Raw genomic sequence first — 14,851 nt, 5'->3', positions numbered from 1 at the left:
GAAAACGCCATGCAGATCGCCGTGCTCCTCTTCGACCGGTTCACCGCCCTCGACGCCATCGGCCCGTACGAGGTGCTCGGCCGGCTCCCCGGCGCCCGTACCGTCTTCGTCGCCGACCAGTCCGGCCCAATCACCACCGACGTGGGCACCCTCGCCCTGACCGCCACCGCCTCGCTGGCCGAGGTGACCCGCCCGGACGTGCTGGTGGTCCCCGGCGGGCCCGGGCAGATCGCCCGGATGACCGACGCGCGGCTCCTCGACTGGCTTCGCACCGTCGATACCTCCACCACCTGGACCACCTCGGTCTGCACCGGTTCGCTGCTGCTCGCCGCGGCGGGGCTGCTCGACGGGCGCCGAGCCACCTCGCACTGGCTGGCCCTGGACCAGCTGCCCGCCTTCGGTGCCCAGCCGACCGGTGACCGGGTGGTCCTCGACGGCAAGTACGTCACCGCGGCCGGGGTCTCGTCGGGCATCGACATGGCGCTCACCCTGGCCGGCCGAATCGCGGGGGACGCGGTCGCCCAGACCATTCAACTCGGCATCGAGTACGACCCGCAGCCGCCGTACACCGCCGGTTCGCCCACCACCGCTCCCGGTTCGACGGTCGCCGCCCTGCGGGCGAATCCCTCGCTGGTGCTCGGCTGAGGACCCGCGTCCCCGGCACTGACCTACTGCGGTCAGGGCCGGGGACGCGGGCGTGTTCGTCGACTCGCAAAGCTCGGACGGCGCTCCTGTGGGCCACCTCGACGTCCACACTGCTGATGTGGTGCGGTGCCTGCTCGATCATCTCGGCCAAGCGCACGCGATGGGGTCCGGACTCGCGCAGACATCGCAGTCACCACGGGATTCCGCCTCGAACGTCAGGACGGCTCGGGTCGTGGTCACCGAGCTCGTGCTCGCCAGATCCGGACATGCCGATCGGAGCCAGACGATGTTCGAGAAGCCGTGTCACAAGACATGTGACACAAACAGGTCAGTGCCGTAGTCATTGATCAAGCGACTACGGCACTGACCTGCGAAAACAAGGTGGAGCCGAGGGGACTCGAACCCCTGACCCCCACACTGCCAGTGTGGTGCGCTACCAGCTGCGCCACGGCCCCTTGCTGTTCTCCCGGTCGCCCGGGCACTGGGAAAACTATACACAGACCTGCCGGCATGGTCATCTCGCGGGGTCCCCCGCCGAGCCAGGTCAGTTGAGCGCCACGTCCGGCGGGAAGTGGGCGACGGCGGCCATCATCCCGCCCTGCCGACGCAGCACCATCGGCCACAGGTCGTCGGGCCGGTCGACGAAGGCGTCACCGGGCAGCCCGTCCAGCACGAACCAGGAGCCGTCGGCAATCTCCTGCTCCAACTGCCCACCGCCCCAGCCGGAGTAGCCGGCGAAGACCCGGATGCCGCCGATGCTCTCCCGCAGCCGCTCCGGGTCGACCGAGAGGTCGATCGTGCCAACCGCTCCGGAGACCTGGTGAAAGCCCTTCAACCGGCGCATCGGGTGCCGCATGCGGGCCAGGCAGATAGCCGAGTCGGGCTGCACCGGGCCGCCCTCGAAGAGCACCGCCGGGTAGCGGGCCAGGTCACTCCAGTCGCCGAGCACCTCGGCCACCGGCACCTCGGTGGCCCGGTTCAGCACCACGCCGAGCGCGCCGCCCGGTTCATGGGCGACCAGCAGCACCACCGTACGGTCGAAGTTCGGGTCCTTGAGCGCCGGAGTCGCGACCAGCAGCCGTCCGGTCATCGACTCCATCGCTCGTCCGCCGATCGCCTGGCCCTCTCCCTGCATCCCACACACCCGTCAACCGTGAGCCCGCGCCGGGGATCGGTCATCTACCGGATCCGCCCGGTGCACCGGGATCAACCGATCTGTCAACGCCATGCCTGGCACGATAGCCTGCGCCCCGGGTGCTGGTTAAGGTCTGGCCGGCGGGTGATCAGACAGTTGAAACGGAGGGTCGATGGCACCGACGGCGGACATCGCGGTGATCGGTGGGTCGGGCCTGTACGCCCTCCTCGACGGCATCACCCATGAGCTGGAAACCCCGTACGGGCCACCGTCGGACGCGGTGACCATCGCCGAGGTGGCCGGACGGCGGGTCGCGTTCCTGCCCCGGCACGGCCGGGATCACCGGTATCCGCCCCACCTGATCCCCTACCGGGCCAACCTGTGGGCGCTGCGCTCTCTCGGCGTACGCCAGGTGCTGGCACCGTGCGCGGTCGGTGGGCTCCGCCCGGAGCTGGGCCCGGGCACATTCGTGGTGCCGGACCAGCTGATCGACCGGACCAGCGGCCGAGCGCAGACCTACTACGACCAGGGTGCGGTGCATGTGCCGTTCGCCGACCCGTACTGCCCGAACGGCCGGCGGGCCCTGCTCGCCGCAGCGGCTGGTCGGGACGTCACGGCCGTGGACGGCGGGACGGTGGTGGTGGTCGAGGGCCCGCGGTTCTCCACTCGGGCGGAGTCCCGCTGGTATGCCTCTATCGGCGGCACTGTCGTAAATATGACTGGTCACCCGGAGGCGGTGCTCGCCCGGGAGTTGGCCCTCTGCTACTCCTCGATCGCGTTGATCACTGACCTGGACGCCGGGGTGCAGGCCGGCGAGTCGGTGACCCAGGATGAGGTGTTCCGGGTCTTCGCGGCCAACACCGATCGACTGCGGGGCGTCCTGCTGGATGCGCTGGCGGCGCTGCCCGCCACGCGGGACTGCGTCTGCGGCCAGGCGCTGGACGGCATCACTCTGCCCTTCCCGCTGCCAAGCTGATCCGGGGCCCTGTCCGCCCGACCGCCCTGTCCGCCCGACCGCCCAGGCCACCGACGGCGGGGAAACACCCGAAAGGTCCGTCACATCCGGATAGATTCGGCTGATCGGAGGGCGACCGCGGTCGTCCCTGCCCACGACACGGAGGCGGGTGGCGATGGCAACGGTCCGGGAAGCGACGTACGACGTGCTCCGCACCCTCGGCATGACCACCATCTTCGGCAACCCCGGCTCCACCGAGGAGCCCTTCCTGCAGGACTTCCCCGCCGACTTCCACTACGTCCACGCGCTGCAGGAGGCGACGGCGGTCGCGATGGCCGACGGTTACGCCCAGGCCAACGGCACTCCGGCCCACGTCAACCTGCACACCGCCCCGGGCACCGGCAACGGCATGGGCAACCTGGTCACCGCCTGGCACAACAAGACCCCACTGATCGTCACCGCCGGCCAGCAGGCCCGGAAGATGCTGCTGCTCGAACCGCGGCTGGCCAGCCGCCGACCCACCGAGCTTCCTCAGCCGTACGTCAAGTGGGCCTACGAGCCGACCAGGGCGCAGGACATCCCCGCAGCGGTGCTGCGGGCGTACGCGACGGCGGTGCAGCCACCGGCCGGGCCGGTCTTCCTCTCCCTGCCGTTGGACGACTGGGCCCAACCCGCCGACCCGCCGCCCGCGCCGCGTTCGATAGCCACCCGGTTCGCACCGGACCCGCAGCGGCTGGACGAGTTCGCCCGGGTCCTGGCCGGCAGCCGCAACCCCGTCCTGGTGTACGGGCCGGGGGTGGACCGCTCCGGCAGTTGGCCGGCGGCGGTCGCGTTGGCCGAGCGGTTGGCCGCACCGGTCTGGGCGTCCCCCGCAACCGAGCGGGCCGTGTTCCCGGAGGACCACCCCCACTTTCGCGGTGTGCTGCCGTATGCGATCGGTCCGCTGGCCGACGCGCTGCGCGGGCACGACACGGTACTGGTCATCGGCGCCCCGGTGTTTCGCTACTACCCGTACGTACCGGGCGGGCACCTGCCCGACGGCGCCCGGCTGCTGCACGTCACAGACGACCCCGACGAGGCCGCGCGTGCCCCGGTCGGGGACAGCCTGCTCGGCGACCCCGGGCTGACCTTGGCCGCGCTGGTCGAGCGGGTGCCGCCGGCCGACCGGCCGCCGCCCGCGCACCGGGATGCGCCGACACCACCCGAGGTCACCACCCCACTGAGCGCCGACGCCCTGTTCGCCGGGCTGGCCGCGCACTGGCCGGCGGACGGCGTGCTGGTCCAGGAGTCACCGTCCAATCTGTCCGCGCTGCGTCGGCGGCTGCGGATCACCCGCCCGGCGTCCTACTTCACGATGGCCAGCGGAGGTCTCGGCTACGGCCTGCCGGCCGCCATCGGGGTGGCACTCGCCGAGCGGGACAGCGGGCGGGGCCGTCCGGTGGTGGCGGTGGTGGGCGACGGCTCATTCCACTACTCGGTGCAGGCGCTGTGGACGGCCGCGCGGCTGTCGCTGCCGGTGGTGGTGATCGTCCCGGTCAACCAGCAGTACGCGATCCTCAAAGCGTTCGCCGAACTGAAGGAGACGCCCGGGGTGCCCGGACTGGACCTGCCGGGGTTGGACATCACCGCGATCGCGGCCGGCTACGGCTGCGCCACCGAGGTGGTGGAAACCCCCGACCAGCTCGGCGCGGCGCTCGCCACCGGGCTGCGCGCCGACCGGCCCACCGTGTTGCCGGTGCCGATCAGCACCAAGCCGCCCAGCATTCTCTGAGCCGGCTCCGTCAGCGCGCGGCGATCGACAGTGGGGCGCCGGTGGAGATGTCCAGCACCGGCCGGGCGCCCAGCGGTGCCGCGAGGGTGACCGTCGCCGGCTCCAGCTTGAGCAGGTCCAGGCACGTACCGGTGGCCCGGATGACGCTGCCACCGACCACCACGACGTCCGGCCGCTCCCAGACCAGCGGCGTGATCCCGGTGTCGCAGGCACCGACGCCGAGCCGCACGGTCAGCCGGGCACCGTCGACCGCCGCGAGGTCCTGGGCGGCCACCAGACCGTCCGGCAGCGGCCGGGCCGGCGCGGTGGGCTCGGGGACCGGCGCGACCGCCGTCGGCGCGACGGCGAGCCGGACCACCGGGGTAGCCAGCTCCTTGATGGTGAACAGCCAGGCCGGGACCTGCGCCTCACCCCGGCTCGTGCGGACCGGCACGGTGTCGAACGTGACTCCGGTGACGGTGAGCGGGAGGCAGGCGGTCTGCGTTGTGCTGGTGGCCCACCCATCCGGCCCTGGTTCGACGATGGGGCCGCCGGGGGTCGGCAGGCCGGGCCGCTTCGGCCGCCCCGGGCAGGGCAGCGGGTCGCCCTGGTGGAGCTGCCGGTACGCCTCGGCGGCGCTGACCAACGGCAGCGTCAGCCGGCCGTCCGAAAATCGGATCACGCCGCCGACCCGCATGGGCGGTATCGGGACCTGCGCGTGGTACCAACCGGCCCGGAAAGCCGCCTCGGTGTCGGGGGTGAAGCGCGGGTCACCGGTGAGCAGCGTCGGCCCCTCCAGCGGGACATACCCCGTGCTCCAGCCGGAGCCGGGCCGCCACGCCTCGGCGACCTGGGTGGCCCGCTGGTCGAACGCCTCCGCGCGGTGCGTCGGGTCGCTGCGCCCGTCGGCCGGATCAGCACGGGTCGGGGCGCAGCCCGCCACGAACAGCAACGGAAGTACGAGCAGCAGGGCCGGTCGACGCATGGACGGTTGGACGTGGCCGCCGACCCCCCGGTTCCCGGCCTGGGCTCAGGTCTCGCCACCCAGATCCGTCTGGTACGCCTCCCAGAGCAGGTCGGCGCCGCGCCGCCGATGCCGAGCCAACCTCCGCAGCAGGTGCCGGGCTCGATGCCGCAGCTCGTCGGGGTGCGCCTCGGGCTGCTCGGCGATCTGCTGAACCGCCAGGATCGCGGCGACGACCGCCGCGTGCTCCCGGGTCAGCAGCCGCACCCCGTGGTCCAGCCGCGGCGACTGGGTGAGCAGCTCCCGGTAGAGGCCGGCGGGGCCTTCGGTGACCCGGACGTGCTCCGCGAAGCCCCGCCCCACCGGACGCAGCCGGAGCAGGATCTCTTCGCGCCAGCGCGGCTCGGTGCTGTCGACGGCGACGGCCCGGCCGAACGCGTGTACGTCACCGGCGAGCCCGGCCGGGCGCGGCTCACCGGGCAACCCGATGGGATGCGGATCGTCGGGAACCCCGCTCGGGTGCGGCTCCGCGGACTGCTCGCTGCGGCGCGGATCGGCGGGGAGCCCCGCCGGGTGCGGGTGCGCGGCGCGCGGCCGGGCGCCGAGTGACGGCTGCTGGACCGGACCGGTGACCATGGCACCTCCCGCGCGGCGCTGCTACCCCATACCGCGATGGTGAGCCCGCCCGGCCCGTCCTGTCCAGGGCCAAGGCCAAGCTCATCTGCCCCATTCGCCCCAATGACCCCGCAGGCCCCACTGGACCTCCCTCCGCCGCCCGTCGACGACCGAGCTCCTGTCACAGGGGCAGCGTAGCCAGTGATCACTTGATGCTCAGAAGCTTCAGAACGACCCTGGCAACTACTCAGCATCAAGTGATCAAGAAGCGGCCGGGACGGCAGGGGCACAACAAAGCGCCCCGGCTGGTGGGCCGGGGCGCTTCGTTCGAGGTGGTGGAGGTGCCGGGAATCGAACCCGGGTCCTTCGCCGGTTTGTCAGGGCTTCTCCGAGCGCAGCTCGCTGTGCCTCTACTCGGCCCCACCGCTCACGCGAGCAAGTTGGTGTGACGGGCCCAGTCGCTGATTAATCTCGCCGCACGGACCCCGCGACCGGGTCCGATTGGCCAGCCTCCTAGCTGATGCCGGCTACTGGGACGAAGGCGTTCCCAGGCCGACAGACTTAGCTACTCGCCTCAGGCGGCGAGAGCGAAGTCAGCGCGAGTGTTCTTGGCGCTTATAAGTTTCCGACGACCGATTCTCGAGACGACGTCGGCTTCCTCGGCTCGCTTCCCCTGTCGCTGCGTACGAAGTCGAAACCAGTCACCCCCTCGACAGGCCGCTGATGTGGCGGCACTGACAAGACTAACGCCTGCCGCAACAGCTTTCATCCCGAGCCCCGGGCCGGCGCGCCGATCCGGACAAACGGGATGACTAGTCGTCCATGCCCTTGCCGCGTCGACCGGACACCCGGGCGATCTCCCGGTCCGCGTCCCGCTTGGCGAGGTCCTGACGCTTGTCGTACGACTTCTTGCCCTTGGCCAGGGCGATCTCGACCTTGGCCCAGCCGTCGGAGAAGTAGACCTGCAACGGGACGATCGTGAAACCGCCCTCCCGGGTCTTGCCGACGAGCTTGTCGATCTCGACCCGGTTGAGCAGCAGCTTGCGCGTACGCCGGGGCTCGTGGTTGGTCCAGGTGCCCTGGGTGTACTCCGGGATGTGCATCGCGTGCAGGAACAACTCGCCGTCACGTTCCTGGGCGAACGCGTCGACCAGCGACGCTCGCCCGGCCCGCAGCGACTTGACCTCGGTGCCGGTCAGCGCCATGCCCGCCTCGTACGTGTCGAGGATCGCGTAGTCGTGGCGTGCCTTCTTGTTGGAGGCAACCACCTTGCGCCCCTTTTCCCGTGGCATCGGTGCCACCCCCTCCCGCACGTCCGTGGCCGGGCCCACCCCGGCCGGACAACCGATCATGCTACCTGAACGACAAGGACCCTCCCGCGCCGTTTATTTCCGGCTGCGAGAGGGTCCTCGGGAGACCACGGGACGACCCGTACGGTGCCTAGACCCGCAGGTAGAAGCGCAGGGTGATCCAGGCGGTGCCCGCGCTGACCAGACCACCGACGCCGGCCATCAGCGGGAAGATGAACAGGATGTCGCCCCAGGTGATCGGCGAGAGCAGACCCTGCAAGGCGCTCAACGACCCGTCGAAGAGCAGGTACTTCGCCGCGACCAGGGCAACCAGGCCGAGCAGCGAGCCGATCAGGCCGGCCACCACGGCCTCCAGCACGAACGGCGCCTGGATGAACCAGTTGGACGCACCGACCAGCTTCATGACCGCCACCTCACGCCGCTTGCTGTACGCGGCCACCTGAATGGTGTTCGCAACCAGCAGCAGTGCGGCGATCGCCATCACGATTGCGGCAGCCAGGGCGATGTTCTGGATCGAGGTAAGAATGTTGAAGATCTTGTCGAGCAGTCGACTCTGATCGATGATCTCGTCGACACCCGCAGTGTCCTTGTACTGGTCGTAGATGTTCTTGTACTGCTCGGGGTTGTTCAGCGTGATTCGGAACGACTCGGGCAGCTGGTCCGGCTTGACCGCGTTCACCAGGTCCGGCGCGTCCTGGTACATCTCCTTGAAGCGCTTGTACGCCTCGTCCTTGTTGACGTAGAGGACATCCTTGACCAGGGGGTCACCATCCAGTTTGGTGTTCAGGTCGGTGCGCTCCTGCTCGCTCACCTCCTGGTTCAGGAAGATCGAGACCTGGATGTTCTTGTAGTAGGTGACCTTCATGTCGTCGACCTGGCGGTACATGAGACCGCTGGCGCCGAGCATGGTCAGCGAGACCGCCATCGTGATGATCATCGCGATGGACATGGTCACGTTGCGCCACAGTCCGACCAACACCTCGGACAGGACGTATTTCACGCGCATCGGGATTTCCTCCGGGTCTCCGGCATGAAGAGTTCGTCGTCAGGCTGCGCAGGGGTGGAAAGCCGGCTCACCCGTAGACGCCGCGGGCCTGGTCACGCACGACGCGACCGCTCTCGATCTCGATGACGCGGCGGCGCATCTGGTTCACGATGTTGGAGTCGTGGGTGACCATCACGACGGTCGTTCCGGTGCGGTTGATCCGGTCCAGCAGGCGCATGATCTCAATCGAGGTGTCCGGGTCCAGGTTTCCCGTGGGCTCGTCCGCCAGCAGGATCAGCGGACGGTTCACGAACGCCCGGGCGACGGCGACCCGCTGCTGCTCACCACCGGAGAGCTCGTGCGGGTAGCGGTGCTCCTTGCCACCGAGCCCGACCAGCTCCAGCACCTCCGGCACGACCCGGCGGGCAACCGCCTTGGTCTTGCCGATCACCTCGAGGGCGAACGCCACGTTCTCGTAGGCGGTGCGGTTCGGCAGCAGCCGGAAGTCCTGGAAGACACAGCCGATCGAGCGCCGGAAGTGGGGTCGCTTCCAGGAACGCATCGACGTGACGTCCTTGCCGTTGACGACGACGCGCCCCTTGTTGGGGGCCACCTCGTGCAGCAGCATTTTGATGATCGTGGACTTGCCGGAGCCGGATGGACCGATGAAGAAGACGAACTCGCCCTTCTCGATCGAGACGGACACGTTGTCGAGCGAAGGCCGGGACGCCTTCGGGTACGTCTTCGTCACTTGCTCAAGCTGAATCACGGGTGCTGAGTCTACGCGGTGTAACAACTGAGCCAAGCCCCACGCCCTGCAGAACCGGCGCGAGTCGTCGAATCAGGCCTCTACCTGGAGATCGATGACGCGCTCCGCCCGCGTGTCGTCACGCACCGTCGTCGGCGAGTTGCCGCTGCTTGCGCCAACGGATGCCAGCCTCGATGAAACCGTCCACCTCGCCGTCGAAGACCGCGGTCGGATTGCCGGTCTCCTGCTCGGTTCGGAGATCCTTCACCATCTGATACGGGTGCAGGACGTAGGAACGCATCTGGTCGCCCCACGAGCCGGCCGCGTTCTCCTTGAGCCCTTCGAGCTTGGCCTGCTCCTCCTGACGCTTGCGATCCAGCAGCCGGGCCTGGAGCACCCGCAGCGCGGAAGCCTTGTTCTGCAGTTGGGACTTCTCGTTCTGACAGGTCACCACGATGCCGGTCGGGATGTGGGTCAGCCGGACCGCCGAGTCGGTGGTGTTGACGCTCTGCCCACCCGGGCCGGAGGAGCGGTAGACGTCGACCCGTACCTCGTTTTCCGGAATGTCGATGTGGTCGGTCTGCTCGGTGACCGGCAGGACCTCGACCCCCGCGAAGCTGGTCTGCCGGCGGCCCTGGTTGTCGAACGGGCTGATCCGGACCAGCCGGTGGGTGCCCGACTCGACGCTGAGCGTGCCGTACGCGTAGGGGACCTTGACGGCGAAGGTGGCGGACTTCAGGCCCGCCTCCTCGGCGTACGAGGTCTCGTAGACCTCGGTCGGGTAGCCGTGCCGCTCCGCCCAGCGCAGGTACATCCGCAGCAGCATCTCGGCGAAGTCCGCCGCGTCCACGCCACCGGCGCCGGCCCGGATGGCGACCAGCGCCTCCCGGGAGTCGTACTCGCCGGAGAGCAGGGTGCGGACCTCCATCTCCTGGATGGCCTTGGTCAGCCCGGTGATCTCCGACTCGACCTCGGTCAGCACGCCCGGGTCGGCTTCGGCCTCGGCCAGCTCCAGCAGCACCTGGGCGTCGTCGAGGCCGGAACGGAGGCTGCCCAGCTTGCTGATCTCGCTGTTGACGTACGACAGCTGCGAGGTCACCTGCTGAGCCTTGGTCTGGTCGTCCCACAGGTCGGGGGCGGAAGCCTCCTGCTCAAGGCGCGCCTTGTCCTCGTGGAGCCGGTCGAGGTTGAGGACGGCCTCGATGTTTCGCAGGGTCGCGTCGAGTTCCTTGAGCTGTTCGGCGTAATCGGCAGCGGTCACGACAGCTAAGCGTACTGTGCCGCAGGCAGCTCAGCTCGTCCCGTATGCGTGAACCCGCCGATCATCACCCGACGGGGGCGGTCTTCAACCACGACAGGGCCGCCCGGTGGTAGGCGACCGCGAACTCCAGCGCGCTGGCGTCGTACGTCTCGCCGTCCCGTTTGGCGTTTTTGACCTGCTCCCGGACCTGGGCGAGAGCCTCGGTGTGGTATTCGTTGGCCGAGGCGTACAGGCTCTTCAGCTGGCTGGCGGAGTGCAGGTTGCCGAAGGCCATCCGGAGCGCTATCGGGTTGCGGATGGTGTCCCGCCCCGGATTCTCGGTTAGCCAACGGGAAAATGTCCGTTTCCCGCTGGCGGTGAGCGCATACGGCTGGCTCATCCGCGGCCCCGGCTTGCCGAGCCGCACGAAACCCCGCTCGGCCAGCACCGGCAACTCGCGGTAGACCTGACTGCGGGTCATCGACCAGTACGGCGCCAGACGGCGCTCAGCGGCGGCCATCAACTGGCCGCCTGTCATCGGGCCCTCGTGGAGGAGCCCGAGCAGGGCCGCCGCCGTAGGGTTGACTCCGGATTCCGCCATGCCCACTACGCTGCCACTTTGCGCACCCGGCGTCCAGGATTTGCCAGTTTGCCACTCGACAGGACTTCCTAAGTGCACTGTCGGCGGCAGACTGTCCGTTGAGGACTATCGATGGGTGCGGCATTCGGCCGACCGCCGGCGGCGCCACGCACGCCGCCGGCGGGTCGTCGCCGGTCAGCCCATGTGGGGGTACGTGTGGTCGGTCGGCGGCACGAAGGTCTCCTTGATCGTCCGCGGCGACACCCAGCGGACCAGGTTGAGCCAGGAGCCCGCCTTGTCGTTGGTGCCGCTGGCCCGGGCACCGCCGAAGGGCTGCTGCCCGACCACCGCGCCGGTCGGCTTGTCGTTGATGTAGAAGTTGCCGGCCGCGTACCGCATGCGCTCGGCGACCGCGTCGACCACCCGGCGGTCGTCGGCGAACACCGAGCCGGTCAGCGCGTACGGGGCGATCGACTCGGCCTGCGCGACCACCTCGTCGAAGCGGGCGTCGTCGAACACGTGCACGCCCAGGATCGGCCCGAAGTATTCAGTGGTGAAGGTCTCGTGGGCGGCGTCGCTGCACTCGAAGAGCGTCGGCCGGACGAAGTAGCCGACCGAGTCGTCGGCGGTGCCACCGGCCAGCACCCGGCAGGAGTCGTCGCCGGCGATCAGCTCCAACGCCGCGGTGTGCCGGGCGAACGCCTTGTCGTCGATCACCGCGCCGCCGAAGTTGCTGAAGTCCGCCACGTCGCCATAGGTCAGCGAGTCGGTGGTGGCGGCCAGCCGGTCGCGCAGCCCACCCTCCCAGATCGAGCGCGGCACGTACGCCCGCGAGGCCGCCGAGCACTTCTGGCCCTGGTACTCGTACGCGCCGCGGATCAGCGCGGTGTGCAGGGCGTCCACGTCGGCGCTGGTGTGCGCGACCACGAAGTCCTTGCCGCCGGTCTCGCCGACGAGGCGCGGGTAGCCCCGGTAGCGGGCAATGTTGTCGCCGACGGTCCGCCACAACTGCTGGAAGACCTTGGTCGAGCCGGTGAAGTGGATGCCGGCCAGGTCCGGGTCGGCGAGCACGACATCGGAGACCTCCTCGCCCCGGCCGGTGACCATGTTGATCACGCCGGGCGGCAGGCCGGCGGCCTCGAACAGCCGCATGGTGAAATGCGCGGCGAACTGCTGGGTCGGGCCCGGCTTCCAGACCACCGTGTTGCCCAGCAGAGCCGGCGCCGACGGCAGGTTGCCGGCGATGGCGGTGAAGTTGAACGGGGTGACCGCGTAGACGAAGCCCTCCAGCGGGCGGTGGTCGAAGCGGTTCCAGACGCCGGGCGAGGACGCCGGCTGCTCCTCGAGCAGGCGGCGGGCGAAGTGCACGTTGAACCGGAGGAAGTCGATGAACTCACACGCCGCGTCGATCTCCGCCTGGATCGCGGTCTTCGACTGGCCGAGCGTGGTGGCGGCGTTGAGGGTGTCGCGCCAAGGGCCGGCGAGCAGCTCGGCGGCGCGCAGGAAGATCGCGGCGCGCTCCTCGAAGGGCAGCGCCCGCCACATCGGGGCGGCGTCCTTGGCCGCCTTGACCGCGGCGCGGGCGTCGTCGTGGGTGGCGTGCGCGGTCACACCCAGCACGTGCGCGTGGTTGTGCGGCTGCACCACGTTGATCGAGTCACCGGCAGCCATCCGCTGCTCACCGCCGATGGTCATCGGCAGGTCGATGCGCTCGGCGGCGAGCTCGGTCAGTCGCCGCTGGAGCCGGTCCCGGTCGGGGTTGCCCGGCTCGTAGTTACGAACCGGCTCGTTGCGCGGCTCGGGAACGGAGAACACGGCATCCATCAAGGCTCCTGGCGATCTCGACAGCAGTGGCGAAACCGGACCCGCGGGCCCCGACCGGACGGTCGGAGACCGGGCGCCGCGCGGGAGGCCGAGCAGCGGCGGGACCTCCCGTGATTCTCCCATGAACCGCTGCCCGCCCCACCTCCACCACCGCCAACCGCCAAGGACCGGCCCACCCTTCCTCCCCTTACCGACCGGGCTCGATCCGACAACCCGTCCAGGCATCGGGCAGCCCGCCTCGCCCCGGCACCGGGCAACCGCGTCGCCGGCCCGCTCGGGGCGTACCCGTCTCGGCCGTCCCGGGGCGGCGGGCGGCCCAGCGGGCCCGCGTACCCTGAATGGTCGGTGACCTGCCGCTCGAAGGGGAGACGATGACCAAGCAGTCCGGCCGCGTCCCGGCCGCGGAGTCGGACGAGCCGGCGGTCGACGCGGCCAGCCCCAGCAGCCGGCCATTGCCCGCGCCCGGCGCCTCGGTGCTCGCGCTGCTGGCGCTCGGGTGGCTGGCCGCCATGCTCTGGTCCACGCGGGAAGCCATCACCTCGGCGGCGGCCGGGGTCACGGCGATCAGTCTTTCCGCGTTCGCCCTGCCCGGCGTGATCTCCGCCGCGCTGGTGGCCGGGGCGGCCGTCGCGCTGGCCGGCGGCAACCTGCTGGCCCGCCGGTACGGCGACCGGGCCACCCTGCGCTTCGCCGGGGCGATCGGCGGCGGAATGCTGGTCGGGCTGGCTACCGCGCTGGCCATCAACCTCACCTACTTCGACACCTCGGCCACCAACGTGATCGCCGGCACCGCGGCGGCCGCGGCGATCATCGGTGGCGCGGTGGCCGGCGCGCGGACCGCCCCGGCGGTCGGCGCGGTGGTGAGCGCCGCCCTGGGCACGTTCCTCTTCGTGGTCGCGTTCAGCCGCGCCCGCGACCCGCTGTTCGACCTCTTCGGGGCGGGCGACAGCCAACAGTCGTTGATCGACGCCGCCAAGTGGGTGTCCCGCACCGAGTCGCTCATCGCCGGGCTGCTCGCCGGGCTGCTCGCCTTCGGCTACCTGACCTGGGCGCGGCGTCGCGTCGTCCGCCGCCACCCCGAGGCCCCGGCGCTGCGCTGGCCGGCGTACCTGCTCGCCGGGGCCGGGCCGGGGCTGCTCCTGCTGCTCGCCGAGGTGATCATCCGGATCGGTGGCCGGTCGCTGCTCGATCTGGCCAGCGCGCTCAGTGAGGCGGACGCGGTCGCACAGACCTCGCTCGGCACCTCGCGGGTGGACAACGGCATCTGGGTGCTCTTCGTGGGGGCGCTGGCCGCGCTCATCGCGTTCGGCCGCACGCTCGGCCCGGCCCACACCGACGACGACGAACCAGCCGACGGCCCAGACACCGTCGCGGACCGGGTCGACCAGGAGGACGACAAGCCGGGCTCGGCCAGGGCGTTCGATGCGGACCCGGCTGAGACGTTCGATGCGGACCCGGCGAAGGCGGACCCGGCCCGCTGACGTCGGACGGGGACCGGTGTCCGGCTCAGCCGGCCGCGCGTAGCAACTGGTCCAGCTCCGTCACGTCGTACCACTCCAGCTCGTGGTCCTCGGCGCCATCGACGGTGAACTGGGCATCGGGGTCACCAGCGGCCGCCTCGACCACCACGTCGACAGCTGCGGCGACCTCCTCGACCGCGTCCGCGCCGTCCACGTGGATGGCCGCAACGGCACCCACCGGCACGGCGTCGGCCAAGGTCACGGTGCTGGAACCCAGCTCACCGTCGCCCCGCCCGAGCGCACCCGCCGGCAGGTCGACCGAGACGACGACGCGGCGGCGGGGAGCGGTCGGGTCGGCCCGGAGCAGGTGCAGCGCGTCCTGGGCAGCCCGGGTGAACGCGACGTACTCCAACTCCTCCTCGTCGCCCTCGGCGTACCACTCGCGCAGCGCCGGGGTCACGGCGTGCGCCTGGTCGGCGGCCAGCCCATCCTCACGCAGCCGGGCCACCATCGGTACGGTCGCCGGCACGTACACCCGGACAAGTTCGTCGGTCACCGGTCGTCTCCCCCGCTTCGTCCTCCACCGGCGGCCGCCGGCTCGGGCGCAGATCATGCCGCACGCCGTGACCGTCATACACCC

14 protein-coding genes, 1 tRNA gene and 1 other RNA gene are annotated in these 14,851 nt (G+C 70.4%); 4 read left to right on the top strand and 12 right to left on the bottom strand.

The window, feature by feature from the left end:
- Positions 1 to 9 precede the first annotated feature (9 nt).
- Positions 10 to 645 (top strand): DJ-1/PfpI family protein, encoded by a 636-nt coding sequence (locus OG811_RS15825; RefSeq protein ID WP_406075235.1) that lies wholly within the window; start codon positions 10 to 12, stop codon positions 643 to 645.
- 382 nt (positions 646 to 1,027) lie between these two features.
- On the opposite strand, the gene OG811_RS15820 is transcribed toward OG811_RS15825, so the two are convergent.
- Positions 1,028 to 1,100 (bottom strand) — tRNA-Ala (locus OG811_RS15820).
- An 89-nt stretch (positions 1,101 to 1,189) separates the two neighbouring features.
- Positions 1,190 to 1,780: a YqgE/AlgH family protein gene (locus OG811_RS15815; protein WP_406075234.1), complete on the bottom strand. Its 591-nt coding sequence runs from the start codon at positions 1,778 to 1,780 to the stop codon at positions 1,190 to 1,192.
- 172 nt (positions 1,781 to 1,952) lie between these two features.
- On the opposite strand from OG811_RS15815, the gene OG811_RS15810 reads away from it, so the two are divergent.
- Positions 1,953 to 2,756, top strand: coding sequence for an S-methyl-5'-thioadenosine phosphorylase (locus tag OG811_RS15810; RefSeq protein ID WP_406075232.1), 804 nt, complete (start codon positions 1,953 to 1,955; stop codon positions 2,754 to 2,756).
- Between the two features lie 154 nt (positions 2,757 to 2,910).
- Entirely contained in the window at positions 2,911 to 4,506 is a 1,596-nt protein-coding gene (gene mdlC / locus OG811_RS15805; protein ID WP_406075231.1) for a benzoylformate decarboxylase, read from the top strand.
- 10 nt (positions 4,507 to 4,516) lie between these two features.
- Here the strand turns inward: mdlC and OG811_RS15800 are convergent, their stop codons facing one another.
- The 9 genes from OG811_RS15800 to pruA all read right to left on the bottom strand — a co-directional run bounded on the left by OG811_RS15800 (position 4,517) and on the right by pruA (position 12,751).
- The gene (locus OG811_RS15800; RefSeq protein ID WP_406075229.1) at positions 4,517 to 5,470 is read right to left on the bottom strand and encodes a hypothetical protein; all 954 of its coding nucleotides are present in this window, start codon (positions 5,468 to 5,470) and stop codon (positions 4,517 to 4,519) included.
- A 45-nt stretch (positions 5,471 to 5,515) separates the two neighbouring features.
- Entirely contained in the window at positions 5,516 to 6,085 is a 570-nt protein-coding gene (locus OG811_RS15795; protein WP_406075228.1) for a hypothetical protein, read from the bottom strand.
- Positions 6,086 to 6,397: 312 nt separating this feature from the next.
- Positions 6,398 to 6,773: a transfer-messenger RNA gene (gene ssrA / locus OG811_RS15790) on the bottom strand.
- A 103-nt stretch (positions 6,774 to 6,876) separates the two neighbouring features.
- Entirely contained in the window at positions 6,877 to 7,356 is a 480-nt protein-coding gene (smpB, locus tag OG811_RS15785) for an SsrA-binding protein SmpB (protein ID WP_406075227.1), read from the bottom strand.
- Between the two features lie 148 nt (positions 7,357 to 7,504).
- Positions 7,505 to 8,380 carry a permease-like cell division protein FtsX gene (ftsX, locus tag OG811_RS15780; RefSeq protein WP_406075225.1) on the bottom strand — a complete coding sequence of 292 codons (876 nt, stop codon included), beginning with the start codon at positions 8,378 to 8,380 and terminating at the stop codon, positions 7,505 to 7,507.
- A 67-nt stretch (positions 8,381 to 8,447) separates the two neighbouring features.
- The gene (gene ftsE / locus OG811_RS15775; RefSeq protein WP_406075223.1) at positions 8,448 to 9,128 is read right to left on the bottom strand and encodes a cell division ATP-binding protein FtsE; all 681 of its coding nucleotides are present in this window, start codon (positions 9,126 to 9,128) and stop codon (positions 8,448 to 8,450) included.
- A gap of 118 nt (positions 9,129 to 9,246) precedes the next feature.
- Entirely contained in the window at positions 9,247 to 10,368 is a 1,122-nt protein-coding gene (gene prfB, locus OG811_RS15770; protein WP_406075222.1) for a peptide chain release factor 2, read from the bottom strand.
- A 64-nt stretch (positions 10,369 to 10,432) separates the two neighbouring features.
- On the bottom strand, positions 10,433 to 10,948 hold the full coding sequence (locus OG811_RS15765; RefSeq protein ID WP_406075220.1) for a PadR family transcriptional regulator: 516 nt from the start codon (positions 10,946 to 10,948) through the stop codon (positions 10,433 to 10,435).
- Positions 10,949 to 11,122: 174 nt separating this feature from the next.
- Positions 11,123 to 12,751, bottom strand: coding sequence for an L-glutamate gamma-semialdehyde dehydrogenase (pruA, locus tag OG811_RS15760; protein WP_406075218.1), 1,629 nt, complete (start codon positions 12,749 to 12,751; stop codon positions 11,123 to 11,125).
- A gap of 371 nt (positions 12,752 to 13,122) precedes the next feature.
- Between pruA and OG811_RS15755 the strand changes: the two genes are divergently transcribed.
- A complete protein-coding gene (locus OG811_RS15755; protein ID WP_406075217.1) occupies positions 13,123 to 14,232 on the top strand; it encodes a hypothetical protein in 1,110 nt (369 codons plus the stop codon).
- Positions 14,233 to 14,257: 25 nt separating this feature from the next.
- Here the strand turns inward: OG811_RS15755 and OG811_RS15750 are convergent, their stop codons facing one another.
- Complete coding sequence (locus tag OG811_RS15750) at positions 14,258 to 14,767, bottom strand: DUF6912 family protein (protein WP_406075215.1); 510 nt, start codon at positions 14,765 to 14,767, stop codon at positions 14,258 to 14,260.
- Between the last annotated feature and the right edge of the window lie 84 nt (positions 14,768 to 14,851).

This window comes from Micromonospora sp. NBC_01638 (assembly GCF_045209745.1).
Lineage (GTDB): Bacteria > Actinomycetota > Actinomycetes > Mycobacteriales > Micromonosporaceae > Micromonospora.
Note: the sequence above shows the minus strand (reverse complement) of the source record. Positions and strands in the feature narration are given on the sequence as shown.

Bases quoted from the DNA above. Each gene is read 5' to 3' on its own strand.
- OG811_RS15825 (WP_406075235.1), top strand. From the start codon at position 10: ATGCAGATCGCCGTGCTCCTCTTCGACCGGTTCACCGCCCTCGACGCC.
- OG811_RS15815 (WP_406075234.1), bottom strand. From the start codon at position 1,780: ATGCAGGGAGAGGGCCAGGCGATCGGCGGACGAGCGATGGAGTCGATG.
- OG811_RS15810 (WP_406075232.1), top strand. From the start codon at position 1,953: ATGGCACCGACGGCGGACATCGCGGTGATCGGTGGGTCGGGCCTGTAC.
- mdlC (WP_406075231.1), top strand. From the start codon at position 2,911: ATGGCAACGGTCCGGGAAGCGACGTACGACGTGCTCCGCACCCTCGGC.
- OG811_RS15800 (WP_406075229.1), bottom strand. From the start codon at position 5,470: ATGCGTCGACCGGCCCTGCTGCTCGTACTTCCGTTGCTGTTCGTGGCG.
- OG811_RS15795 (WP_406075228.1), bottom strand. From the start codon at position 6,085: ATGGTCACCGGTCCGGTCCAGCAGCCGTCACTCGGCGCCCGGCCGCGC.
- smpB (WP_406075227.1), bottom strand. From the start codon at position 7,356: ATGCCACGGGAAAAGGGGCGCAAGGTGGTTGCCTCCAACAAGAAGGCA.
- ftsX (WP_406075225.1), bottom strand. From the start codon at position 8,380: ATGCGCGTGAAATACGTCCTGTCCGAGGTGTTGGTCGGACTGTGGCGC.
- OG811_RS15765 (WP_406075220.1), bottom strand. From the start codon at position 10,948: ATGGCGGAATCCGGAGTCAACCCTACGGCGGCGGCCCTGCTCGGGCTC.
- pruA (WP_406075218.1), bottom strand. From the start codon at position 12,751: ATGGATGCCGTGTTCTCCGTTCCCGAGCCGCGCAACGAGCCGGTTCGT.
- OG811_RS15755 (WP_406075217.1), top strand. From the start codon at position 13,123: ATGACCAAGCAGTCCGGCCGCGTCCCGGCCGCGGAGTCGGACGAGCCG.